The 23,659-nt window shown below is 61.8% G+C and carries 26 protein-coding genes; 8 read left to right on the top strand and 18 right to left on the bottom strand.

The window, feature by feature from the left end; all coding sequences use genetic code 11:
• The first annotated feature begins 48 nt into the window (after positions 1 to 48).
• From CKW37_RS17100 to CKW37_RS17090, 3 genes are read left to right on the top strand one after another with little or no spacing between them, the layout of a single operon-like run.
• Complete coding sequence (locus CKW37_RS17100; protein ID WP_095156891.1) at positions 49 to 858, top strand: NAD(P)-dependent oxidoreductase; 810 nt, start codon at positions 49 to 51, stop codon at positions 856 to 858.
• A gap of 12 nt (positions 859 to 870) precedes the next feature.
• Positions 871 to 1,749 carry an SMP-30/gluconolactonase/LRE family protein gene (locus tag CKW37_RS17095; protein WP_095156890.1) on the top strand — a complete coding sequence of 293 codons (879 nt, stop codon included), beginning with the start codon at positions 871 to 873 and terminating at the stop codon, positions 1,747 to 1,749.
• A complete protein-coding gene (locus tag CKW37_RS17090; protein WP_095156889.1) occupies positions 1,742 to 2,656 on the top strand; it encodes an aldose 1-epimerase in 915 nt (304 codons plus the stop codon). Before CKW37_RS17095 ends, CKW37_RS17090 begins: the two co-directional genes overlap by 8 nt.
• Positions 2,657 to 2,695: 39 nt before the next feature.
• Here the strand turns inward: CKW37_RS17090 and CKW37_RS17085 are convergent, their stop codons facing one another.
• Both CKW37_RS17085 and CKW37_RS17080 read right to left on the bottom strand, forming a co-directional pair.
• Complete coding sequence (locus tag CKW37_RS17085; RefSeq protein WP_095156888.1) at positions 2,696 to 3,445, bottom strand: FadR/GntR family transcriptional regulator; 750 nt, start codon at positions 3,443 to 3,445, stop codon at positions 2,696 to 2,698.
• A 70-nt stretch (positions 3,446 to 3,515) separates the two neighbouring features.
• Positions 3,516 to 4,229, bottom strand: coding sequence for a TraX family protein (locus tag CKW37_RS17080; RefSeq protein WP_256587792.1), 714 nt, complete (start codon positions 4,227 to 4,229; stop codon positions 3,516 to 3,518).
• A gap of 71 nt (positions 4,230 to 4,300) precedes the next feature.
• On the opposite strand from CKW37_RS17080, the gene CKW37_RS17075 reads away from it, so the two are divergent.
• Positions 4,301 to 5,095, top strand: coding sequence for a hypothetical protein (locus CKW37_RS17075; RefSeq protein WP_095156887.1), 795 nt, complete (start codon positions 4,301 to 4,303; stop codon positions 5,093 to 5,095).
• 15 nt (positions 5,096 to 5,110) lie between these two features.
• Here the strand turns inward: CKW37_RS17075 and CKW37_RS17070 are convergent, their stop codons facing one another.
• Positions 5,111 to 5,968, bottom strand: coding sequence for an AraC family transcriptional regulator (locus CKW37_RS17070; protein WP_095156886.1), 858 nt, complete (start codon positions 5,966 to 5,968; stop codon positions 5,111 to 5,113).
• An 85-nt stretch (positions 5,969 to 6,053) separates the two neighbouring features.
• Here CKW37_RS17070 and CKW37_RS17065 point away from each other — a divergent pair, with 85 nt between their 5' ends.
• The 3 genes from CKW37_RS17065 (at position 6,054) to CKW37_RS17055 (ending at position 8,997) form a co-directional block, all read left to right on the top strand.
• A complete protein-coding gene (locus CKW37_RS17065; protein ID WP_095156885.1) occupies positions 6,054 to 6,680 on the top strand; it encodes a glutathione S-transferase family protein in 627 nt (208 codons plus the stop codon).
• Between the two features lie 36 nt (positions 6,681 to 6,716).
• Complete coding sequence (locus tag CKW37_RS17060) at positions 6,717 to 7,616, top strand: DMT family transporter (RefSeq protein WP_095156884.1); 900 nt, start codon at positions 6,717 to 6,719, stop codon at positions 7,614 to 7,616.
• Positions 7,617 to 7,746: 130 nt separating this feature from the next.
• Positions 7,747 to 8,997 (top strand): VWA domain-containing protein, encoded by a 1,251-nt coding sequence (locus tag CKW37_RS17055; RefSeq protein WP_095156883.1) that lies wholly within the window; start codon positions 7,747 to 7,749, stop codon positions 8,995 to 8,997.
• A 108-nt stretch (positions 8,998 to 9,105) separates the two neighbouring features.
• Here the strand turns inward: CKW37_RS17055 and CKW37_RS17050 are convergent, their stop codons facing one another.
• From CKW37_RS17050 to CKW37_RS16980, 15 genes are all read right to left on the bottom strand, one after another.
• Positions 9,106 to 9,684 carry a TerD family protein gene (locus CKW37_RS17050; protein ID WP_095156882.1) on the bottom strand — a complete coding sequence of 193 codons (579 nt, stop codon included), beginning with the start codon at positions 9,682 to 9,684 and terminating at the stop codon, positions 9,106 to 9,108.
• Between the two features lie 31 nt (positions 9,685 to 9,715).
• A complete protein-coding gene (locus tag CKW37_RS17045) occupies positions 9,716 to 10,291 on the bottom strand; it encodes a TerD family protein (protein WP_095156881.1) in 576 nt (191 codons plus the stop codon).
• 21 nt (positions 10,292 to 10,312) lie between these two features.
• A complete protein-coding gene (locus CKW37_RS17040) occupies positions 10,313 to 11,350 on the bottom strand; it encodes a TerC/Alx family metal homeostasis membrane protein (protein WP_095156880.1) in 1,038 nt (345 codons plus the stop codon).
• An 11-nt stretch (positions 11,351 to 11,361) separates the two neighbouring features.
• Positions 11,362 to 11,811: a tellurite resistance TerB family protein gene (locus CKW37_RS17035; RefSeq protein ID WP_095156879.1), complete on the bottom strand. Its 450-nt coding sequence runs from the start codon at positions 11,809 to 11,811 to the stop codon at positions 11,362 to 11,364.
• 50 nt (positions 11,812 to 11,861) lie between these two features.
• On the bottom strand, positions 11,862 to 13,043 hold the full coding sequence (locus CKW37_RS17030; RefSeq protein ID WP_095156878.1) for a TerD family protein: 1,182 nt from the start codon (positions 13,041 to 13,043) through the stop codon (positions 11,862 to 11,864).
• Complete coding sequence (locus tag CKW37_RS17025; RefSeq protein ID WP_095156877.1) at positions 13,040 to 13,630, bottom strand: TerD family protein; 591 nt, start codon at positions 13,628 to 13,630, stop codon at positions 13,040 to 13,042. Before CKW37_RS17025 ends, CKW37_RS17030 begins: the two co-directional genes overlap by 4 nt.
• A gap of 2 nt (positions 13,631 to 13,632) precedes the next feature.
• Positions 13,633 to 14,346 (bottom strand): HAD family hydrolase, encoded by a 714-nt coding sequence (locus tag CKW37_RS17020; RefSeq protein WP_095156876.1) that lies wholly within the window; start codon positions 14,344 to 14,346, stop codon positions 13,633 to 13,635.
• Positions 14,343 to 15,293, bottom strand: coding sequence for an HpcH/HpaI aldolase/citrate lyase family protein (locus tag CKW37_RS17015; protein WP_095156875.1), 951 nt, complete (start codon positions 15,291 to 15,293; stop codon positions 14,343 to 14,345). Before CKW37_RS17015 ends, CKW37_RS17020 begins: the two co-directional genes overlap by 4 nt.
• Entirely contained in the window at positions 15,293 to 16,387 is a 1,095-nt protein-coding gene (locus CKW37_RS17010) for a cysteine protease StiP family protein (RefSeq protein WP_177454437.1), read from the bottom strand. Before CKW37_RS17010 ends, CKW37_RS17015 begins: the two co-directional genes overlap by 1 nt.
• Positions 16,380 to 17,138, bottom strand: a complete 759-nt coding sequence (locus CKW37_RS17005; protein ID WP_095156874.1) for a trehalose phosphatase — start codon at positions 17,136 to 17,138, stop codon at positions 16,380 to 16,382. Before CKW37_RS17005 ends, CKW37_RS17010 begins: the two co-directional genes overlap by 8 nt.
• Complete coding sequence (locus tag CKW37_RS17000) at positions 17,128 to 18,255, bottom strand: phosphoribosyltransferase domain-containing protein (protein ID WP_095156873.1); 1,128 nt, start codon at positions 18,253 to 18,255, stop codon at positions 17,128 to 17,130. The genes CKW37_RS17005 and CKW37_RS17000 overlap by 11 nt, the downstream gene beginning before the upstream one ends.
• Before the next feature lie 71 nt (positions 18,256 to 18,326).
• Entirely contained in the window at positions 18,327 to 19,466 is a 1,140-nt protein-coding gene (locus CKW37_RS16995) for a trypsin-like peptidase domain-containing protein (protein ID WP_095156872.1), read from the bottom strand.
• 73 nt (positions 19,467 to 19,539) lie between these two features.
• The gene (locus tag CKW37_RS16990) at positions 19,540 to 20,538 is read right to left on the bottom strand and encodes an ATP-grasp domain-containing protein (protein WP_177454436.1); all 999 of its coding nucleotides are present in this window, start codon (positions 20,536 to 20,538) and stop codon (positions 19,540 to 19,542) included.
• 488 nt (positions 20,539 to 21,026) lie between these two features.
• On the bottom strand, positions 21,027 to 21,359 hold the full coding sequence (locus CKW37_RS16985) for a Rieske (2Fe-2S) protein (RefSeq protein WP_095156871.1): 333 nt from the start codon (positions 21,357 to 21,359) through the stop codon (positions 21,027 to 21,029).
• A 61-nt stretch (positions 21,360 to 21,420) separates the two neighbouring features.
• Positions 21,421 to 22,545: an FAD-dependent oxidoreductase gene (locus CKW37_RS16980; protein WP_095156870.1), complete on the bottom strand. Its 1,125-nt coding sequence runs from the start codon at positions 22,543 to 22,545 to the stop codon at positions 21,421 to 21,423.
• 187 nt (positions 22,546 to 22,732) lie between these two features.
• Here CKW37_RS16980 and CKW37_RS16975 point away from each other — a divergent pair, with 187 nt between their 5' ends.
• Entirely contained in the window at positions 22,733 to 23,656 is a 924-nt protein-coding gene (locus CKW37_RS16975) for a LysR family transcriptional regulator (protein WP_095156869.1), read from the top strand.
• The last annotated feature ends 3 nt before the right edge of the window (positions 23,657 to 23,659 follow it).

The following is a 23,659-nucleotide window of genomic DNA, read 5'->3' as shown; positions in this document are numbered from 1 at the left end:
AAGGCCGCGCGAGCGGCCTCCCCCCTTCCCTGCCTTTCGAGGAATCCCATGACAGCGAGCAAACCCTTCAAGCGCATCCTCCTCACCGGCGCGGCCGGCGGCCTGGGCCAGGTGCTGCGGCAAAGCCTGCAAGCCCACGCCGAGGTCGTTCGTCTTTCCGATATCAGTGCCATGGCCGCGGCCGAAGGCAGCCATGAAGAAGTGCGGCCCTGCGACCTGGCCGACAAGGCCGGCGTGCTGGCCCTGGTAGAAGGCGTCGATGCCATCGTGCACCTGGGCGGTGTGTCCGTGGAGCGGCCGTTCGAGGAAATTCTCGAAGCCAACATCCGCGGCACCTTCCATATCTATGAAGCCGCGCGCATCCACGGCATCCGCCGGGTGGTGTTCGCCAGCTCCAACCACGTCACCGGCTTCCACTCGCCGCAGGACCGCCTCGACGCCCGCTCCGAGCGCCGACCGGACGGTTACTACGGCTTGTCCAAGTCCTATGGCGAAGACCTGGCGACTTTCTATTTCCATCGCTATGGCATCGAGACGGTCAGCCTGCGTATCGGCTCGTCGTTCCCTGAACCGCGCAACCTGCGCATGCTCAGCACCTGGCTGAGTTATTCGGACCTCGGGCATCTGGTGGAACGCGCGCTGCTCAGTGCGGACGTCGGCCACACCGTGGTCTATGGCGTGTCGGCCAACCGCGACACCTGGTGGGACAACCGCTACGCCGCGCACCTGGACTTCGTGCCGAAGGACAGCTCCGAGCGCTTCCGGCCACAGATGGAAGCCCAGCCAAAACCCGCCGCCGACTCGCCGGAAGCCCGCTATCAGGGCGGCGCGTTTACCGCCGCCGGCCCGTTTGAGTGAGGGAGCCTGAACATGACTGCTGAATTGATTGTCGATGCGCGCAACGGCGTGGGTGAAAGCCCGGTGTGGGTCGCCAGCGAGCAGGCGCTGTATTGGGTCGACATTCCCAGCGGCTGCCTGCAACGCTGGCGCCTCGACGGCGCACTGGACAGTTGGCAGGGCGACGAAATGCTTGGCTGCGTCGCACCGCTCGCCAACGGCAGTTGGCTGGCGGCGCGGGAAAGCGGTCTGTTCCGCCTGCGCGCCGATGACCACGGTCGGCTGCTCGGCGAGTCAGTGGCCGAGGTCGACCACGCCCGCGCCGGAATGCGCTTCAACGACGGACGCTGCGATCGCCAGGGCCGCTTCTGGGCCGGCACCATGCAGATGAACATGGGCAGCGAAGCGGTGGGCAAACTCTACCGCTACACCACCCGCGACGGCCTGGTGCCGCAACTGGACGGTCTGCTGGTGCCCAACGGCCTGGCCTTCAGCCCTGACGGCAAGACCATGTACCTGTCCGATTCCCACGCCAGCGTGCAATTGATCTGGGCCTTCGATTACGACACCGACAGCGGCACCGCCCACAACCGTCGGGTCTTCGTCGACATGAACGCCCATCCCGGTCGCCCGGACGGCGCCGCGGTGGACGCCGACGGCTGCTACTGGACCTGCGCCAACGACGCCGGTCTGGTGCTGCGCTTCACCCCCGAGGGCAAGCTCGACCGCAGCCTGCCGCTGCCGGTGAAAAAACCGGCGATGTGCGCGTTCGGTGGCCCGGGCCTGGACACCCTGTTCGTCACCTCGATCCGACCGCAGGGCGTGGACCTCAGCGACCAACCGCTGGCAGGCGGCCTGTTCGCCCTGAACGTCGGGGTGAAGGGCCTGGAAGAGCCGTCGTTCAATGGCTGAGCCGGAACTGCTGGTATTGGAAGACCGGCTCACCCGCCTGCTGTTGGCGCCAGACCTGGGCGGCAGCCTGGTGGACTGGCGCCGCCGCGCCGACAGCCAGCCGCTGCTGCGTCCGGGCAATTTGCAGACACGGCCACTGACGGCGCGGCAGCAGGCCAGCTTCCCATTGGTGCCCTGGTCCAACCGCATTGCCGGTGGTGGTTTCGAAGCGCCCGACGGCTGGTTCGAACTGCCGCCTAATACGCCCGACTCGCCGCTGGCGGTGCACGGCAGCGCCTGGCAACAGCCGTGGGAAATCCTCGCGCACAGCGCCGACACGGTGCTGCTGCGCCTGGAAAGCGCGACGCCCTTCGCCTACCGCGCCGAGCAGCGCATTCATCTGGCCGACGGCTGCCTGACTCTGGAACTGAAAGTCACCCACCTCGACCCGCGTCCGCTGTGGCATGGGCTCGGCCTCCACCCGTTCTTCCCGCGCACGGCGGCCACCCAGGTCCAGGCGCGGGCCGCTGGTGTGTGGTTGTGCGATGGGCAGCAGTTATCCACAGAACACCGCGCGGTGCCGGAGGAATGGAATCTCGAGAACGCGGCAGAGCTGCCGGCGGGAAAAGTCGATCACTGCTTTACGGGGTGGGACGGCCACTGCCGGATCCTGCAAGCCGACGCGGGCTACTGGCTCGACTGCCAGGCCGAGGGTTTCGATCACTACCTGCTGTATTGCCCGCCGGGGCAGCCGTTCTTCTGTTTCGAGCCGGTGAGTCATCCGGTCAATGCTCATCACCTGCCGGGAAGGCCAGGGCTGGGGCTGTTGCAGGCGGGGCAGTCGGTCAGCGGGCGCTGGCGGATGGCTTATCGGTCAGCGCCCCTTCGCGAGCAAGCTCGCTCCTACAGAACGAGTTACACCGTATAGGTGTAGGAGCGAGCTTGCTCGCGAAGGGCCCGATGCGAATCAACCCTGCGCCTGAGCCTTCTCATACGCCTGGCGCAGATGCTCGCGGCTGTTACCCAGGTGCAAACGCATCGCCGCGCGGGCCGACTCCGAATCCTGCGAGGCGATGGCGCTGTAAATCTGCTCATGCTCGCGCTCCAGGCGTTCCAGGTACTGGCGCTGGTCGTCGGCGCGGGCGTAAGTGCGGGTGCTGAGGCGGGTCCGCGGAATCACCTTGGTTCCCAGGTGGCCGAGGATATCGGTGAAGTAGCGGTTGCCGGTCGCCTCGGCAATCAACAGGTGGAAGGCGAAATCGGCGCCGGCCGAATCGCTGCCGCTGGCCATCAGCCCGTTGAGCGTATCCAGCGCGTCGCGCAGGCTGGCCAGCTGCTCGGCGGTGCGGCGCTGCGCCGCCAGGGCCGCGGATTCCACTTCCAGGCTGATACGGAATTCCATCACCGCCAGCACATCGGCCAGGGTCATCACCGTGTCGCTCGGAGTGTTGAACAGGCCCGAACTCGGCGGCTCCAGCACAAAGGTGCCGATGCCGTGGCGGGTTTCCACCTGGCCGGCGGCCTGCAGACGGGAAATCGCCTCGCGCACCACGGTGCGACTGACGCCGAACTGCTCCATGACCTGCGCTTCGGTCGGCAACTTCTCGCCCGGCTTGAGCAGGCCGTCGCGGATCTGCCCGGTGAGGGCGGCCACCAGCTCTTCGGCCAGGCTGCGGCGTTTGCGCAAGGGTTGCGAGAAGGTGCTGTTGTTATTCATCGAGTGCACGGCTAGTGGGAACGAGGGGGTGCATCATAGCCAAGGGAAACGCGGCCGGTCATCCCCGGAGTCAACTAAAAACGCTCAACAGCTTGATCGCCGCCAGGTGCAGTGGATAAAACGCATAGCCCCAGCGCCCGACAGGGCGCACGGCGCGGCGCACGTCCAGGCGCAAAAGCCCCAGCCCGAACGGCGCACACAGAAACGCCGTGGCCAGGACCACGATCGATATCGGTTGCAAGGCGTTGTGCAGAATCCAGCCATTGGTGAGGTTGCCGCCCACCGCCAGCGCGCCGGCCAGCCACATATAGCGCCGGTCGTGCAAGGCCAGGACGAACGCCGCCGGCAGCAACACCCCCGGCCATCCGTACATCAACCGGTCGCTGGTGAAGACCGCGACCAGCAGCGCCGCCAGCGCCAGCAGCCCGGCCTGCCGCGTGCGGTGGTGCACACCCCAGGCGGCCAGCAGGCCGAGGGTCAGGGTCGGCATCACGTTGAGGGTCAGCGAGCCGCTGTCCAGCCAGCGGTACGGCAGCTCCGACAACAGCGAAAAGCCCAGGCACCAGCCCAGATAGCGAAAATTGACGGGAGTGAACAGCGCGCCGGGGAGCGTGCGGGCGACATTGGCGGCAATCGCCAGGCAGAAAAACGGAAAGGCCAGCCGCCCCACCACAAACAGCCAATGCTGCTCGGGCCAGAGGTAACGCAGGTGATCGCCGACCATGGTGACGATCGCCAGCCACTTCAGCAGATCAAGGGAAGCCGAGCGGACGGGTCGAGCCAATGAATGCTCCTTCGCGGGTTGGCCATCAGCGCTGTAGCATACGCGACCCTTCGTGCTGATCGAGACCCGACATGGACCGTCCACCCCGCCTCCTGCCCATCCTGACGCTCTGCCTGCTGCCGCTCGCCGATGCCGTGGCGCGAGAACCGCAACCTTGCCCGCAGCCACTGCTCGATTCGCTGGCCACCCAACTGCAACAGCAGGGCTGGACCACGCCGACCGATGACAGTGACGGCCCACTGCTTGCGGCGGCCTGCAAGCGCTGGCCTGATGACCCGGCGCTGTCGGTGGTCGCGGTGGCCTACCGCGACGCCGACGACCTCCAGCCAGCCGGCGAACGCAGCCCGCACCTGCTGGTGGCGAAAGTCGATACCGACAGCGGGCGGCTGCGCGAACGCCTCGACCAGGACATGGCGGAAGATGCCGAGCTGGAGTTCGGCGCCAATAGCCTGTGGCTGGACACCGCCCGCTATCGCCTCGCCCCCGAAGTACGCGCCTTCGGCGTGGTCATGACCAGCACCGCCCGCGGCGCCAGTTGCCCCGATGCCGGCTACAGCAACCTGCTCACCCTCGTGGTGCCCGACGTCGATGGCTTGCGCCCGGTACTCACCACCCACCTGAGCAACTGGACCACCCTGAAAGGCGTCAGTTGCAGCGAAGGTTTTGAAATGGAGCAGGCCACCCTGACCTTCAGCGTTGGCACGCAGCAGTCGCAGGGCTACGCCGACCTGATCGTCCAGGCCCAGGTCAGCAGTGGCTACGCCAAGCCGGTGTCGCGCACGGTCAGCAAGACCCTGCGCTACGACGGCAACCGCTACCCGCTCGACGAATACCCTTCCTTCTGGTGGAGCAACCCGCAGCCGTGAGCCGGTGCCGACGGCTTATCTCGCGGCGCGAAACAGGCCGTCGCGAAAGGCCTTCGGCGTCACCCCGACGACTTTCTTGAAGGCCCTGGCCATGTGGCTCTGGTCGAAGAAGCCGCACGCCACCGAGGCTTCCGCCAGGTCCATGCCAGCACGCAGCAGCGCCTGCACCCGCGCCACCCGTTTCTGGATCTGGTAGCTGTGCGGCGCCACCCCCACCTCGCGCTTGAACACGCGGATCAGATAGAGCGGGTCCATACCCACTTCCAGGCCGAGAGTTTCCAGCGAAAGGTTATGCTCCAGCTCGCTGTCCAGCCGACTGCGAATCCGCCGCACCGCGTCGCGCTCGGAGCGCCCCTGCCCGGCCAGCTCGACACCGTGGCGCTGGAACAACCCGGCCAGCGCCTCGATCAGCACCGTCTCGCGCTCCAGCGGCAGGGCCGAAGCCGCGAGGGTGCTGTGGGCCGTGAGCAGGGCGCTGGCCAGGGCCGGGTCATGGGCCATCGGCTCGCGGAACAAGTGCACATGATTGGTGCCGCCACGCCCTTGCAGCACCACATCGTTCAGCCACGTCGGCTCGATATAAAGCATGCGGTAGACCCAGCCGGCCTCGTCCACCGGCACGCCGTCGTGGATTTCACCGGGCGTGAGGGTCACCACCGTGCCGGCCGTGCCGAGGTGATTGGCACCGCGGTAATAGAGTTTTTCCACGCCCTGGGTAATCACCCCCAGCGCATAGCGGTCGTGGGAATGACGGCCAAAGTGCTGATTGCTGTAACGGGCGCTGAGCAACTCGCAGCGGCCTTCGGGGATGCGCAGGAATCGGGAGAAGTCGCCGGTGGGCTCAACACTGCGGTTGTGCGGCCTGTCATTCATGTCGCAGTCCAGTTTCGTACAATCGCCGTTTGAAACAGCTTGTTAAGTTTGATTTCCATTCAAACCTAACAGGCAGCTCACACCCATGGCAATCAAGCTGGCAATCGGCGATTTCAACAAGTCTTCCTGGTCGTTCCGCGCATGGCTTGTGCTGAATGCGGCCGGGGTCGATTTCGAAACCCCTCAGGTCCTGCTGGAACAGGACGACACCCACGCCAACATCCTCAAACTGTCGCCGTCAGGCAAAGTTCCGGCGCTGCTGGTCGACGGTCTGGTCATCAACGACAGCCTGGCCATCGCCGAGTACATCGCCGAAACCCACCCGCAGGCCAACCTCTGGCCCGACGCGCGTGACCTGCGCGCCCTCGCCCGCGCCGCCGCTGCGGAAATGCACGCGGGCTTCGTCAACCTGCGCACGCAGATGTCCTTCGGCCTGAACACCGGCGACACCAGCGAACCGCTGCTCGAGGCAACCCGCGAAGAAATCGCGCGGATCTTCCAGATCTGGGGCGACCTGCGTGCCCGCAGCGGCCACGGCACTTACCTGTGCGGCGAGCACTTCGGCATCGTCGACGCCATGTACGCGCCGATCGTGTTCCGCTTCCGCCGTTTCGGCATCGCCCTGCCGGCGCCCTTGCAGGCTTACGCCGACGCGATCCTCGCCTACCCGCCCGTGCGCACCTGGCTGCAACTGGCCTCCACCCGGCCCTGAACCGGATTGAAAGACGCTTAACGTCGAGTCACTGTCATGCACAACAAACGCGCTTTACTTGAATTGACCCTGGGCGGCCTGATGCTCAGCCTCTCGGCGCTGGCCGTGGCCTTCGCCAACATCGGCGCGGGCGGTGCGGGGTTCTACCGCATGCTGTTCGCCTCGGTGCTGTTCTACCTCAGCCTGAAATGGCGCAAGGTCCCGGTGCGCCTTCCCAGCCGCAAGGCCGTGATACTCACCGCGCTGGCCGGGGTTTTCCTGGCCATCGACCTGATCCTCTGGCACCACAGCATCTACATCGTCGGCCCCGGCATCGGCTCGATCCTGACCAACTGCCAGGTGTTCTTCATGACCCTGCTCGGCCTTTACCTGCTCAAGGAAAAGCCGTCGCTGAACTTCGCCATCGCCATCGTCCTGGCGTTCTTCGGCCTGTACTTGCTGCTGGCCCCGGAAATGAGCAGCAGCCTCGGCACCAAAGGCGTGATCTTCGGCATCGCCTCGGGCCTGGCCTACGCCATCTGCGTCTACTACCTCAAAGCCGCCAGCAACCTGCCTGACAGCGGCGGCGACAAGATCGCGCAAATGCTCAACCTGAGCATCTGGGCCGGCCTGGTGATGCTCGGCTACGCCCTGCTGACCGGGGAAAGCCTGGCCATCGTCGACGGCCAGACCCTGCTGATGCTGGTGATCTACGGCGTCATGGTGCAGTTCGTCGGCTGGCTGATGGTCAACCGCTCCATCGGCTTCATCAGCCTCGGCCTCGCCGGCCTGATCCTGCTGCTGGAACCGGTGATCACCTACTTCGTCGACGTGGTGTTCCTCGACAAGGCCAGCTCTGCCCTGCAGATCGGCGGTGCGCTGCTGACGGTGGTGGCGGTGTATATCGGCTCGTTGAAGCCGCCGGAAAAGGTGCGATCGGTGACGGGGGAGGTCTGACGAAGGTCTGCTACCGACCACGCCGGGAGCCTGTTCATGGGGCCGCGCCTGATCTGCGCAGCGCGCCCGATGACAGGCTATTATTGCGCCCGGCCCCCAGGACCTATTCGATCATTCAAGGAAGTGCTTCATGCAGATCAGCCAAGGACAACGTGTGCCGTTGTCCAACCTCATCCAGGATCACACCCTGTCGTTCTCGATCCAGATTCACTCGCCGCACACCATCGATCTCGCCTGCTTTGGCCTGGATGCTCGTGGCCAACTGTCCGATGATCGCTACATGACCTTCTTCAACCAGCCCACCACGCCGTGCAACAGCGTGCGCCAGACCGGACCTGGCGATTTCGCGCTGAACCTCGGCAGTCTGCCGCCCTCGATCGACCGCCTGGTGTTCACCGCCGCCATCGACGGCCATGGCGCGATGCGTGACATCCAGCCAAGTTTGTTCAGCATCAAGAACAGTGCCGGACAAGTGGTTGCCACCTGCCCGTTCAGCGCCAGCACGTTCAGCGGCGAGAAAGCCATCATGGTGGCGGACATCTACCGCAAGGACGGGCAATGGCGACTCGCGTCCAACCTGCAAGGCTTCAACGAAGGCCTCGGGGCGCTAGTGAAGCATTTCGGTGGAGAGGTCGCTGATGAACCTGTCGCACCGCCTGCCGTCATCCAGTCCACGGTGTCACTGGAGAAAAAGGTCGCGGCCGCAGCCCCGCAACTGCTCAGCCTGGCGAAGAAGGCGCAGGTCAGTCTGGAAAAGGCCAAGCTCACCCATGTAAAGGCTCGCGTGGCACTGGTACTCGATGCATCAGGCTCGATGAACGGCCAGTACTCCAAGGGACGGGTGCAGGAAGTCGTCAACCGTCTGCTGCCACTGGCTGTCCACTTCGATGATGATGGCTCCATCGATTGCTGGGCGTTCGCCTCCAGGCCGCAGAAGCTGTCCGAGATCACCCTCGCCAACTACAAGGACTTCATCGCCCGTGACAAGGGCGGCTGGCGCGACTGGGACCTGGGCAGCCGGGTCAACGACGAGCCCAAGGTGATGGAACAGGTGATGCAGCACTACTTGGCGTCCAACGATCGCTCCCCGGTGTATGTGCTGTTCATCAGTGATGGCGGCGTGCACGAGAATCGCAAGATCACCGCACTGATGAGCGAAGCGGCAAAGCTGCCGCTGTATTGGCAGTTCGTCGGCCTGGGCGGAAACGGTTACGGCATCCTCGAAAAGCTCGACGACATGAAGGGACGCGTTGTCGATAACTGCGGTTTCTTCGCGCTGGACGACCTCCAGCAAATCTCGGAAGAGCAGCTTTACGACCAGTTGATGGAGGAGTTCCCCGGCTGGCTCAAGGAAGCCACCGCGAAAAACATCATTCGCTGACCGGGTGAGTGGACGTAAAAAATCCGATACCAGGAGCTGGTATCGGATTCTCTGGAAACTCCGAGTTTGACTCAAATCCCTAACCGGGACTCAGGCCAATCGGGAGCATCAGCCAATGCTTACGCCATGGGCTTCAGCCAGCGGCTTCAGGCCACCGGCGAAACCTTGACCGATCGCCTTGAACTTGAACTCGTCGTTGTGACGATACAGCTCACCGAAGATCATTGCGGTTTCGGTGGAGGCGTCCTCGGACAGGTCGTAGCGCGCGATTTCCTTGCCATCAGCCTTGTTCAGCACACGGATGTAGGCGTTGGAAACCTGACCGAAGGATTGCTTGCGACCATCGGCATCGTGAATGGTGACCGCGAAGACCAGCTTCTTCACTTCAGCAGCCAGGCTGGTCAGTTTCACGACAACCTGTTCGTCATCGCCTTCGCCCTGACCCGAGCGGTTGTCGCCCAGGTGCTCAACGGAACCGTCGGCCGACTTCTTGTTGTTGTAGAAGATGAAGCTGCTGTCGTTCAGCACCTTGCCGCTTTCACCGGTGATGAAGATGGAGGCATCGAGGTCGAACTCGGTGCCGTCGGTAACGCGAGGGTCCCAGCCCAGGCCCACGATGACTTCGCTCAGGCCTGGCGCCTCTTTCGACAGCGAGACGTTACCGCCCTTGGACAAACTTACAGCCATGATGTGATTCCTTGTTCAGTTGAGGGGGCGATCAGAAGTTCAGACCGTAGCCGTTGGCCAGCGCACGCAGGCCACCGGCGTAGCCCTGACCGACTGCACGGAATTTCCACTCGCCATTGTTGCGATACAGTTCCGCGAAGATCATCGCGGTTTCCACCGAAGCGTCTTCTGCCAGGTCATAGCGAACCACTTCGGCGCCGGTGACCTCGTTGACGATGCGGATGAACGAATTGCTGACCTGGCCGAAATTCTGCTTGCGGGCTTCGGCGTCATGGATGGTGACAGTGAACGCGATCTTGTCGACGTCAGCCGGAACGCGGCTCAGGTCAACCTTGATCACTTCGTCATCACCCTCACCGATACCCGTACGGTTGTCGCCAGTGTGCTCGACCGAGCCGTCCAGGCTTTTCAGCTGGTTGTAGAAAATGAAATCGGATTCGCCGCGAACCTTGCCGCTGGCGCCCAGCAGGAAGGCGCTGGCGTCCAGGTCAAACTCGGTACCATCGGTAGCACGCGGGTCCCAGCCAAGGCCGACCAGAATCTTGGTCAGGCTCGGATCGGTTTTCGAGAGGGACAGGTTGCCGCCTTTTTGAAGAGTCAGTGCCATGAATACAACTCCTTGTGATTGCTACTGATTACTGCTGTCAGCCGACGTATCTTCCTTTTCGGGGAAGGCTACGCTGGCCAGGATGCCGATGACCAGAACGGCCATCACGATAAGCAAGCTAGTGTTCGGATCGATGCTGATGCCATGGTGGAACAGGTGATCAGTGGCGTTCAGGCCCAGCTTGGCTGCGATGAAGAACAGCAGCACGATAACCGCTTTTTCCAGGTGTACCAGATAACGCTTCAGCGCTTCCAGAACGAAGTACAGGGTCCGTAGGCCGAGGATCGCGAACAGCATGGCGGAGTAGACGATCAGGGGCTCGCGGCTCACGGCGATGACCGCCGGAACCGAGTCGAACGCGAACAGGACGTCCGAAACCTCGACCACTACCAGGCAGAGGAACAGCGGGGTCGCGAAAATGCCACCCTTGGCCGCCAGGCTCATGCCCTTGTTCTCGGGCTTCTGAATTTCCACTTCGAGCGCTTTGCGACTGACGAAGAAGTTGTGACCGTACAGCTTTGGCCATACCGGGAACAGCTTCTTGGCAAAGCGGTAGGCGATATGCTGGGAGTAGTCCTCCTCGCCTTCATCGTCACCGCCGCTTCTGAGCATCATGACTGCGGTCCAGGCGACGATCAGCGCGAAGACGATTTCCACCCACGGACCGAAGGCCAGCAGCCCCGTACCGATGGCCACGAACACGCCACGGAAAACGATGGCGCCGATGATGCCCCAGTAAAGGATGCGGTGACGCAAGCCATCCGGAACCTTGAACCAGGCGAAAATGGCCATGAACACGAACAGGTTGTCTACAGACAGCACCTTCTCCAGCGCATAGCCGGTAACGAAAAGGCTGGCCGCTTCAGGGCCATGCTGGACGTACAGAAAACCGGCGAAGGCGAGGGAAATCGCGACCCAGAACAGCGACCAGATCGACGCACCGGCCAGGGTGATTGGCTTGTCATTACGGTGAGTAACCATGTCCAGCAGTAGCGCGCCGAGCGCGATACCGACAAAGACCGCCATGGTCAGCGGTGGGAAGCCGATATGAGATTCCACGTTTCAGTTCCTCAGAGTTCGAAATCAGCCGGGTTCAGACCCAGCTCAAGACAGATCAGGCGGCAGGCGGCCTTTTCTTTTGCATCGAAGTCGCCATCGGATGCACCGATGGCACAGGCAACGCGAACCAGCAGGCGAGACTCGGCATCCTTGCCCTTGATCTTGCTGATACTTTTGAGGGCTTCAGCCTGGCCAATCTGGAAGTCGAATTCGAACTTGCCACAGGCATCGGTAAATACCTTGATCACATCGTTGAGGTTGAAGACCTTCAACTCAGGCGAATTGTTGATGAAGCCAGCCATCTTCATCTTTTCTTCAGACTTGATCTCGCCATCGGCAGCGGAAATCAGTGCACAGGCATTGGCCGCGGCCTCCATGAAGGACCGGTTCTTGATCTTGCCGACTTCGGTCGTCAAGGTTTCACGGGCTTTCGCCGCGTTGGTTTTGAGCCACTCGAGCATTGCTTGTTCCCTCGTTCAGCGCAGCCAGATGGCTGCGCTGGATCAGTTGTTCATTTCGAGCCGGCGGACCAGCGCATGCCCCAGCCGTAGGCTTCGTCCATTTTGCGGTGACCCTGGTGGAAGTCGACCCGGCGGGTAACCTTGACGCCTCCGCCGACGTTCTCGAGCATCGCGATCGCGCACATGCCCAGGCTGCCGCCTTCTTCATTGAGACGAACCTCGATTTCCGGCTGACCGGGAACGAAGATCGTGACGACACCGTCGGTAGCCCGCCAGTTGGGCGCACCTTCGTAGATGAAGGCGTAGATCAGGATGCGGCGAATCTCGCTCCACTTCTTGCCGTTGATATGCAGCCATTCGCCACCGGCGACCGATCCTGTGCGGTCGTCCCCCATGAGCTGGATGAAGGGTGCGTAGTCCAGATCGCCAAAGCTGTTGCCGAGCGCCTGGACCGCTCCTTTTTCACCATCCTGAAGTTCGTAGAGACAGCCTACGTCCAGGTCGATGGATTTGTTGCGGCTGAAGAAACCGCCGCCGCTGCCACGGTGCCAGTTCAGGTTGACCTTGATTTCGCCGAAACCGGCAGCAGTTTTCTCCAGGCTGATGCTGGAGCGGGTTTTATCCAGGGTGACTTTACTGAGACTGACCGAAGACTTCGGCGCGGCAGGTACCGGCGGGACCGGAGCCGGAGCCGGAGCCGGGCTCGCAGCCGGCGCGGGGCTCGCCGGCGCCGCGACCTCGACGCCAAAATGCCTGGCCAGTGGTTCCAGGCCGCCGGCAAAGCCCTGGCCCACGCAGCGGAATTTCCACACCCCCTGGCGCAGATAGAACTCGCCGAGAATCAGCGCCGTCTCGTTCATGCCACGGGTCGGAATCTGTGCTTCGATACCACCGCTGACCGCCAGCGACAGCGTGGACACACGATCAAAACTCGCCTTGTTCTCGTGGATGGTCGCCGTCAGGGCGACTTTTTCCACGGACGTATCGAGACGTGCGAGATCCAGGGTAAATTCGGCCCGCCCCGGCGAGGTCGCACTCAACTGGATCGCCCCACCGAGAATGCCGGTCTGCCCATAGAAGCACATGTCACCGTCACCACGGACCTTGCCCGCACTGCCCAGCGCGAAGGCGGAAACATCGATATCAGCACCAGGAATGGGCGAATAATTGATATCGACACGCAGTTGGCCGGAGGCTACCGGCGCATTACCACCAGGCGTCAGGGTAGTCATCCGCGCACCGCCCGGATGGCCAGGTCGACCAGCTCTTCGGCAGTACGGCCATTGGTGGACTGGCCGATGGCCTTGAACTGCCAGCCACCGCTGTCACGGCTGAGGCTGGCCATTACCACACCGGTATGCCCGCCTTTCTCGGCCAGGTTGAAACGCGCCAGTTCCTTGTTGGTGGACTGGTCCAACACGCGGCAGTAGGCATTCTGAACCTGCTCGAAGGTCTGCCCGCGGAAGCTGTTGACGGTGAACACCAGGTAATGAACGGTGGCAGGCAGGCGCTGCAAGTCGACGTAGATGGTTTCATCGTCGCCATCGCCTTCGCCCGTGAGGTTGTCGCCGGAATGGTTGATCGAGCCGTCCCGGGACTGCAACTGACGGAACCAGACCACATCAACCGGATTCAGGCCAGCGTCCAGAACGATGCACGACGCATCGAGATCGATCGATTCGTTACCACCCAATAGCTTGGAAAAGAAGCCTGTCGGTTTCACGGGATCCCAACCCAGCCCCAGGCTGACCGAGGTCAAGCCAGTGCCGGCAGTTTTCTCCAGCGAGATGCTCTGATTTTTGCTCAGGGTGAGTGCCATGCTTACGCTCCATGTTGATCTTTGGTGTTCCGTTGAGAGTCGGGTAGGTTCCCGGCTTTGCCAAATTGCGCGCGGGATCGCCGCCACGCAGGGTGAAAATGACGCCAGTGAGGATCCTGGGCGGCGGCCAGCAGTTCGTGGTCGCCACGGGTATCGCCCCAGGCCCTGAGGCGGTATTGGGTCAATGGGCCGTAGACCGCTTCGAGCCGAAGGACCTTGTGTTCACAGCGGCAGTTGTTGCCGTTGATTCGGCCGGTCAAACGGTCATCAATCACTTCAAGCTCGGTGCCGATCAGCTTGACCCCAAGGCGATTCGCAAAGGGCTGCAGCACCAGCGCGGGCGACGCCGAGCACAGCGTGACCTCGGCGCCGGAGGCCAGCTCGGACTCCACCGCGCGCAGGCCGGACGGGCGCATGAGTCCAGACCAACTGTGTTCACAGAACGCCACGGACCGGCTTCTCAACCAGGAAGCCTCCACGCCGGTCAGGAAAGCACTGATCAGATGAGCCTTGAGTTCATCCCGGGTCATGCCTCGCATGACATACCTGAGGCCGGGCAGCACCAGCTTGAGGACACGGCGTAAAAACTCACGCTTGCCGAAGGCAAAGCGCAGAAACGGGACGAAGCTATCGTGCCGGGTCAGCGTGCCATCGAAGTCGAATACCGAGAGCACCTTTGCCCCTTCCGGGCCGGCTTCGAGCATATCCAGACTCATCCATTGATCTCCGCGAGACGGAACCCGGGTTCGCCGCCACCCGCTTCCGCGGGCTTGACCCCGTGCCATTTGGCGCGTTCGAGAATGTTCGTCGCCCACTTGTAATGCGTGGCTGGCTCGCACATGGCATCGTTGTGCCGAAAAACGGCAGGGGCCACGTCATTGGCGATCAGCCGGGCGCAATTGAGATCTTCGAGGCTGACCCGGAGCGCGTCTTGAATGAGGCTGATCTGGCTGGGATGGATGGCGGTTTTTCCAACTAACCCATGAGAGATATCCAGTTCCAGCTCCTCCTTCAATAACAGCGGCGTGGCCAGTTGCTCGAACACCGGCGCCGTCAGCGCGAAACCTTGCGCCCCCATGATTCCGGCGAGCATCGGAATGACGTAGCTCATCGGCGTGCTGTACAGCGTGGTCACAGGATTGCGACGCAGTCCCAGGCAACCCATCAGGTCGTTGCCACCAATGCGCAGCGCGATGATCCGCTGGTTCAGGCTGGACTTGAGCGCCTGCCCCAACTCCACCATGGCACCCGGGTTAAAGACATCAGCGGTTTCCAGGGTTGGCATCAGGTACAGGTCCGGATTGCTGATCGCCTGCTCCCATGCCGGGAGCGACAGCAGGGTCAGCTTCGGCACGACGAAACCATCGACGTGCTTCATCAAAGGCCAGTCATTGAGGATGGCGGCCATTGCCGCATCACGCGGTCGGACGAAGAGCAGCGGCCCATGCTCGGGACGCCCACCACAGGCATTGATGGCCAGGAGCAGCGTCTTGAGGTTCTCCAGCGCGCTCTCGACATCGATTGACGATACGGCATCTTCCAGACAAACAACGAGAGAACGCAGCTCGGGAAATTTGGCGCCGAACACCACCTCGAGCATGTCACCACGAGTGGCCGGCATATAAAGCGTCGCGCCCAGGGCGAACGGGGAAATCACCCTCATCAGTTGACGCTCCGGATAATGGTCACCGCGCGATAAGGCCCCAACTCTGCACCCGCTTCCTCCACCGTCACTCCGGCGCTGTCCGTCAGGTGCATCAGCAACTGGACGTCCTCATCATCGCGGCTGCGTACCAGCACGTGTTCAGGCACACGGCGCAAGACCGCCCGGGTGGCCTCGGCGATACCCGGTTTGATTCGATTGAGGTTGCTGATGGCAAACCGAGCGGCAAGGGCCGTCACCACACCGTCCGCGCCCAATTGCAGCTCCCGCCGCTGCTCAACAGTCCAGGCTGTTGCAGTCAACGTTTCGCCCAACGTGCGGCGCTCGACTTCGATCTGGTCGACGAACTCACGGGTCACGTCATGCGCTTGCAGGTGGTCGTAGACAACGCAACCATGCAGTCCGCCCTGCGCTGGCCAGATGGAGCGTGACACCAGGCCAGAGACCGTTGCCCCGAGAATTCCCGAGGGGATGAGCCAATCGTCCCAGGACGCCGCCAACCAGGCACGTCCGCAGGGATCAGCCAGAACCACGAGGCGAGGTTCTGGCGCAAAGCGATCGTCCCCGGCCAGGGTTCGCTTGAGCTCGCCCGAAATGGCTCCCTTCCCGGTCCAGCCATCGACGAAGACGATATTCTCGGCGCCATGCGCCTGGATGATCGCCTCCAGGGCCACACGGTCGATCCCGCGGTCACGAATGATACTGACGCCATAGTGATGGGCATCGCGGCCCATTCCGGTCAGTGCACGACGCAACAGGACACCCAGCGGCAGGCCGGCACGAACGAAGGAAACCAAGGCAATGGACGGACCGTGGCAAGCGGCATTCAGTGCCTGGGCCAGCGCCTGAACATCCGTTGCCATGCGTTTACCGTTCTGGGCCAGCGCTCGCGCATAAAGGGTCATATGCATGGCCGTCGGCACATGCTCCATGCCGATCATGTCTGAATAGTGTTTCTGCTTCGTCTGGATCAGGCGCTCCTTTTCCTCGACGTCTGTAACCTGCATCTGCATGGCCTGCAGGAGAAAATGCACGTCTGCCGATGCGTAGCTACCGCTGCCCACGGTCATCAGGCTTGCGAGAAGGTCAGTCACGGATCATTTTCTCCACGGCACCGGCCAGTTGGCTGCGCGACGGCGTTGCCCACCAGTGACAGAGGTCCATGAATCCAAGATCGGTGATGCTGTCACCAAAACCCAATACCGGTCGCTCGCCATTCACGTCGCGATCACGGTGCAACCATTCCTCGACAGCCATGCGTTTGGCCAGGTGCTCAGGCAGGAAAGCAAGGTTGTTGCCATTGCCATGGACATGCATGCCCTTCAGCAAACCCCGGGACTGGACGTGGGCCAGCACATCAGCCAGCACCGCGTCATCGGATTCGTTATGTTTGGTCACCACGTAGTGGCGCAGCCCCTCCTCTTCCACCACCCAGCCACGCAGGGAATGGCCAAGTTCCTCGCCGATCTGCAACGTCGCCTCGCTCAGCAGCGGCAAGCGGTCCTGAAATGCTCCCAGGGCATCGCTCATCCGCGTGTGCCAATCCTGATCAAGCGAGCCGTCGCGGCGCAGCATGGTACCGCCGTGCGAGCAAATGGCGCCCTGGGTGAACGGCAGGCTCACGCGACTGTACGCCTCGACACTGCGGGCCGTTACCGGAACGACATCGGCGCAGTCCAGCAACCAGTTGACGAACGCATACTGGACGGGGTTCATGTAGCCGTTGGGTTGACCGTTCACATCGAGGGTCGCCGGCGTTCTCCGCGTCCCTTCCGGCATTTTGCGCGCGGTCTGGAACAACGTGTCATCGAGGTCAACGAAGATCAGCGGGCGATTATTGGCCATCGACGACAACCTCCGCGCCCAGGGCAGCCACCAACTCCGCCGAAACCGCCGGCAGTGGTGTTTCCGTGCATATCAGCACCCGGTCGAACTGACCGGGCTCGACGTTGTAGAGGAAGTTCGGGATACCAAGGCCATAGTTGTCGGAAAACGACAGCGCATGCTTGATGGAATGGCCGATGGCGATGGGAGAGCGTGTGGTGGAGCTGAAATGAACATCGGCCCCCGCGCGCTCCAGGCGCTCAGCCAGCAGGAACGGACGCCAGACAAACTCGCTGGTACCGATCACGATGATGCGCTCACCGGCGCGAACCTGCAGGTCAGGCGCAAGGCTATCTTCCACATGGCTCACACCCAGACGTCCCCAATCGCGATCCGGCGACAGCGGCCAGTCGCCCATCGATACAGTGCCGACGTCCGGCATGTCCGGCAAAGGGGCATGCAGGTCCTCATGAAACTGGTAAGACCCCTTCATGAGCGCGACCGAGCTTGCCGATGCTCCGATGATTTGCTGCGCAGCACCCACCGACCAGTCCGTCAGCACGCAGGTCACCACCCGCTCGATATGACTCAAGCCAGCATCGACAAGGGCACGGTGCAAATTGACGAACGTCTTTCCGGTTGAGGCTTCGTCATCAACCAGTACCAGTGATCGAGCCTTGAGCATGCGCTCCCGAAGGTCCGGATCGACAGGCAGGTGGATGAGATGGGCACTGGCGTGGCTGTGTTCTTCCTCGAATCGGGTGAACAACTCGGTGCCCACCGGATGGCGGGTGCTGACCAGATACACGGTGTCCGAGCGTGTCGCACTGTAGGCGCGGTGTACACCGGCGCCCAGGCCCACCGCAGTTTCGGCCATGCCGATTACCAGCACCGGCCCCGGAAGATCAGCCGGAATTTCAGCTGCCAGGCTTTCGAAAGAAGCGCGCATGATGGACGGACGCACGGGTATATGACGCCCCAGCACCTTTGAAACAAAAAGAAATGCGCGTTTGGGGTTTCGGCGCTCGGCAAAGCCGAACAACTCGGCTGGCGTCAGGACAGCGTCGTCAACATTGACTTCGAGCACTCCCCGCGTGAGTTGAGCGCTAAGGGATGTGGGTACTACGTTGCTTTCCATGACTGCTTCCTGATCGGGTGCGAGGTCGGTGACCTGACACCTCTTTTCCTGGGGTTCAACTCATAGTGTTGCTAAGGGTTACGCGCTTCGATTTTCCATAGGCCATGCTGCGCCTCGCGGGTGATCTGCGCGGTAGTGAAGGTAGTGTCGGAGTCAGATCGAAGAGCCTGGATGCCACACGCATTCAAGAAAGCCAAAGTGAGCCCGGCCTTCACCGCGAAATTCATGTTCTGTGCGTCAGGTACCGTGGAAGTCACCATTCCAATAACAGCACCCGAAGTATCAAAAAGCGGACTGCCACTGGAGCCTGGCTGAATGGGGGCGGTGAACTGCAATACGCTGGCGTCGTTGTGCAAGCCGAACAGTGCCGATACTCCGCCCTGGGTCGCATGGATACCGCCACCGGCGAGCCCCGCCAAGGGAAAGCCCAGTGCTACGACCGGTTCTCCCAGGTCACAACGCGCGCCATCACGGAATGAGGCGGGCTTGAGCAACGGCGAGTTCTGCACCCGCAGCAGTGCCAGGTCGTTGCGGCGATCCACTACCACTGGCTCGGCACGGTGCCTTCCCTCGAACGAAGAAACATGGATTTCCTGCATGTCTTCAATGACATGTGCACAGGTGAGGATGTGTGTGGTGGTTACCGCAAACCCGGTCCCGGTTGCGCTGCTACGTGCCCGGTTTGCATCGGAAGGCGACGAGCGCCGATGAGGATGGGCATCGTCGATGTCCAGGCCTATCCTGCGCCCCAGGGCCGATAGCCCATAAGCAGAGCCTTCCGCCAACGCCCGGAACTTCCAAGACTGATTACGAGAATAGAATTCGCCAATGATGATGGCTGATTCACCATTCGCGCTGAGATCCACATGGGACTCGATTTGACCGTCAAGCTGCAGCCGCAACGAACGAAGCTCGCTGACCGGGCCGGCAGCAGAGAAGGTGTAGACCACAAGGAGCAAACGGTCCGCACCCGCAGGCAGCGTGGCGAGATTCAGCGTACAACCCGGGCGCTCAGGTCTGCCGACCCAATCCATCCAGGGCTGCTCAAGGTGGAACAGAGCGGGCTCGCCTTTGGAGTGACGCTTGTCATCCGTAGGGAGCAGTGCGATCGCAGCGTGCTCCCCAAAAGCAGAAGTATTCGCACACTCGATAGTCCAGGAACACTGAGCCGATCCCAGAGTAATATTCGCGCCGGGCGCTAACGCGATCATTCCTGAACGCTCCTTGATGTTGAATCCGTCCAACTCATGTCGAAATGATATCGAGCTTGCATTGGGTTAAGTATCAGTTCGCGATCGGCACCGCAACGGTAACAGCTTTGACTCTGATGTTTGCCTGCCAATCGGTCGCAGGCTCGGGTAAACCAAGTTGTCGAGTGGCGAAGATTCCAGGGAGGTTGATACCTGTGTGGCGCGTATATCCGATGCCCCCGGAATAACGAGGATTGATTTCCAGCAGATGCGGAACGCCAACAGTGTTATCCCGTGTCTGAACATTGACGAGACCATCGCACTTGAAGTGAGCAGCGGCGCTCAGCGCGAGTTCAACTGCAGCGGAATTTCTCTCGAATGTTTGATGCAGGCCTTGTTTGCGCCGGCCAACATAGGCAACGGGACGCCCAGCCTCACACACCATATCGACAGAACACTCCGCGCCGTTCATGTAAGGCATCACAAGCATCGGTGGTCGGTCGGCCTGGGTGCTGTATGCCGCGAGATAGGTCTCGAAATCAACATCCCGTGCATCAGGGTTGGCGAAGCAGCGGAATGGATCGACCGACTCCTTGAACCGCCAGAAACCTTGACCATAGATGCCTACCGCAGGCTTCACGCAGACCTCGCCCTGTGCCCGGAGAATTTCGTAGGCATTCACCAGTTCACGGGCATTGTTCACGGTGATCGCCGGAACACAGTTCAATCCGGCCTTCTCGGCCTCGGCGGTGAACCTGCTCTTGTCGTCGACAAGATCAAAGGTTTCCAATGACAGGCCGCCAGTGACGAGCTTCAGGCCGGCGGACTCGAAACGATGCCGCTCAGCCTCATGGATACGCCCTGCCCTTCCTGCCAGAATCACCTTGATGCCATGGGCTTCAGACGTCTGGATAATCCAGTCGATACGTTGCTGATCGTCCTTGGGCTCCATAAAGGCTACATCAGCGATGCTGGTGATTTCCGGACGATCCTGACGATGCGATGCGAAGATTTTCACTTCAGAAGGAAGTGCATCACGGGCGCCCAGAATAATGTCACGCTGACTGGACTGTCCTTCAAGAAACCAGATCAAGATGTAGATCCTCAATGTTTTGTTCTGAACAGTGGCAGCCGCTGATTGAAACCGAGGAAAAAGCACTGACTGACGTCAGCAGCTCTTTACCGGCGAGCATTCTACTCAACCTGTCAACGCGGTGCGCCTGGTCGAGCAGGAACACTTTGCCACTGAATGTGTACAACGAGAGCCACGGCATACTGGCGATTACCCATCACCCGACAATCGACTCTTAGATGGACGTGAGTCGGAAAGTTCTACTGGTACCCAGAAAATAAATACCGAGATCAAGAAGTCGCGAATGAGCAATGAGCCAAGAGATGGGGTCTCTGAGCAGATTTGAACTGCCAGCGTTCCCATCACCAGAAGAGGTCTTTCAGATCAAACAGGTCAACGCGACCTGAAGCAGGAGGAGTGTAACTGCCCTTGTGTGACGTAATTACGGGGCTCTGCCTGATTTGGCTGAAGCCCCATCACAAGGGTGCGGCAACGTTGGACAGACACGCTCAGGCCTGAATCCACAGGTTCAGGTCGCCGTCCGCCGTCACCACCAGCGCCTGCAACGCCTGCCCCAGGCAAGGCCCGAGCAGGCAGGCACCGTCGGCGGGATCGAACAACGCACCATGGGCAAAACAGACGATGTGACGGCCATCGCCCGACATGAAGCGGTCCTTGCGGTACTGCATGGCAACCTCGAGGTGGGGGCAAAGATTGCGGTAAGCCTTCACCTCACCCTGCCACAGCAGCGCGATGACCGTGTCGCGCCCCTGCTGCCAAGGATCAAAGCCACGGGCCTGTCCCTCCAGCAGTTGCTCACGGTGGCAAAGAAATGTGGCCACGGCTGGCTTCTCGCATCTGGCGAACAGAAATGCGGCACTGCCAGCAGTGCCGCGCTCAGGATCAGATAGGCTCGGCAGTGCGCGCCAGCATGGCTTTGGTCAGGCCGATGCGATCGAAAGCGGCATCCTTCGCCATCTCCCGCTCACCCGCCATGATCGAGTTTTCCGCGATGTATTTGCAGCGGTCGAAACGCCGCATCATGAACCGTTGCAGGCGGGTGCGCAGGTCGCCTTCGCCGAACAGTTCCTCGGCCAGCACCAGCGCATCCTCGATGGCCATGCCGGCGCCCTGCCCAAGGTGCGGGGTGGTGGCGTGGGCCGCGTCACCGATGAGCACGACGCGGTCCTTGAACCACGGATCATCGACGAACAACACTTCCATCGGTTTGTAGATCACCTGGCTGTTGTCGGTGATCTGCTCGCGCAACTCGCCCACCAGCCCGCCGATACCGGCAAGACGGTCACGCATGGTGGCGGCCAGTTGATCCTGCTCGTACCAGGGATTGTTCGGCTCGTGGGAGGTGGAGAACATGTACATCAGGTTGTCGGCCAGCGGCACCAGCCCGGCGTTGCCTTCGGCGCCGGTGTAGCTGGCGAGGTGGTCGATGGAGGGGTGGCGCGGGAAGTTGTAGCGCCACACGGCCTGCCCGGTGAACCGCGGGGTGTAGGTGTCGCCGTAGAGCATGCCGCGAACCTTCGAATACACCCCGTCGGCACCGATCATCAGGTCGTAGCGGCCTGAACTGCCGTCGGTGAACGTGACGTTCAGGTCACGTGGGAATTCTTCGTACGTTTCCACCGTCACACCGAGGCGCACCTGGGTGCCCAGTTCGATGGCGGTATCACTCAAGACCTGATGCAGGGCCAGCCGCGAGATGCCGACGTTGGCGGGGTATTGCGGCCCCGCGAGGCGTTGTCCGGGGATGCGCGCCAGGGCCTTGCCCTGCAGGTCGTAGATCCCGACGTCCTCGAAGGCATAGGCGGCGTCGAGGTACCGGTCCAGCACCCCGAGGCGGGCCATTTCCCGGACCACGTTGCTCTGCTGGATGATGCCGACGCCGTAGACCGTCCACTCGGACTTGATCTCCACCAGATCGACCTCGATCCCTTGGCGGCGCAGTGCAATCGCCGCGCAAAGGCCACCGATGCCTCCGCCCACGATCAGTACTTTGTTGATATCGCTCATGCGTGAATCCTTTGTTCTTGTTGTGTGGACCGGCCCTCCGGGCCCGTCGCCACAGCCTTTTCCGGCTCACGCGACGGCCACCATCGGGAGCCTGGAAGCACAGGCTAGAAACACGCGAACAATTTGACTAATCGTTACTGGGGATGCAGGGTATCGCGAAAATAAATACAACAAGAGAGTGCCTGCCATGCGCTTCAAACACCTGGATCTGAACCTCCTGGTGGCGCTGGATGTATTGCTCGAAGAGCAGAACATCACGCGTGCCGCCGAGCGTCTGCACATGACTCAATCGGCCACCAGCGGCGTACTCGGTCGCTTGCGGACCTACTTCGAGGACGACTTGCTGGTCCAGGTCGGACGCAAGATGATGCTCACGCCCCTGGCCCGCGACCTTGAAATTCCGGTGCGTGAAGTGCTGCTGAAAATCCAGACCTCGATCACCGCCAAGCCGGTGCACGACATCGCCGAGAGCAAGCGCCATTTCCGCATCATGGCCTCGGACTACCTGATCAGCGTGTTGTTCGCCGAGGTGATCCGCGAGATCAACCAGCAGGCGCCGATGGTCACCTTCGAACTGATCAGCCCCGGCGAAACCGCCCGGGAAATGCTGATGCGCGGCGAGGTCGACCTGATGATCGCCCCGGAGCACTACATCGTGAAGGAGCACCCGTCGCAGTTGCTGTTCGAGGAGCAGCATGTCTGCGTGATCTGCCAGGACAACCAGGCGGTGGGTGACCGCCTGACGCTGGAGCAGTACCTGGAGCTGGGGCACGTTTCGGTGGTGTTCGGCCGCAGCCGCACGCCTGGCATCGAAGAATGGTTCATGACCGAGTACGGCTGCAAACGCCGCATCGAGGTGATCACCCACGACTTCAACACCCTGCCGCAACTGGTCATCGGCACCCAACGGGTTGCCACGGTTCACAGCCGCCTGGCCCGTCTCTACGCGCGCAACCTGCCACTGCGCATCGTGCCGCCACCGGTCAATCTCCCCGCCATGCAGGAATACATGAGCTGGCATCGCAGCCTCGACCGCGACCCCGTGCTCGCCTGGCTGCGCGAAAAACTGCTGGAGATGGCCAGCCGCCCGACCACGCCGCTGGCCGCTTGAACA

This window comes from Pseudomonas sp. Irchel 3E13, assembly GCF_900187455.1.
In the GTDB taxonomy this organism is placed as follows: domain Bacteria; phylum Pseudomonadota; class Gammaproteobacteria; order Pseudomonadales; family Pseudomonadaceae; genus Aquipseudomonas.
Note: the sequence above shows the minus strand (reverse complement) of the source record. Positions and strands in the feature narration are given on the sequence as shown.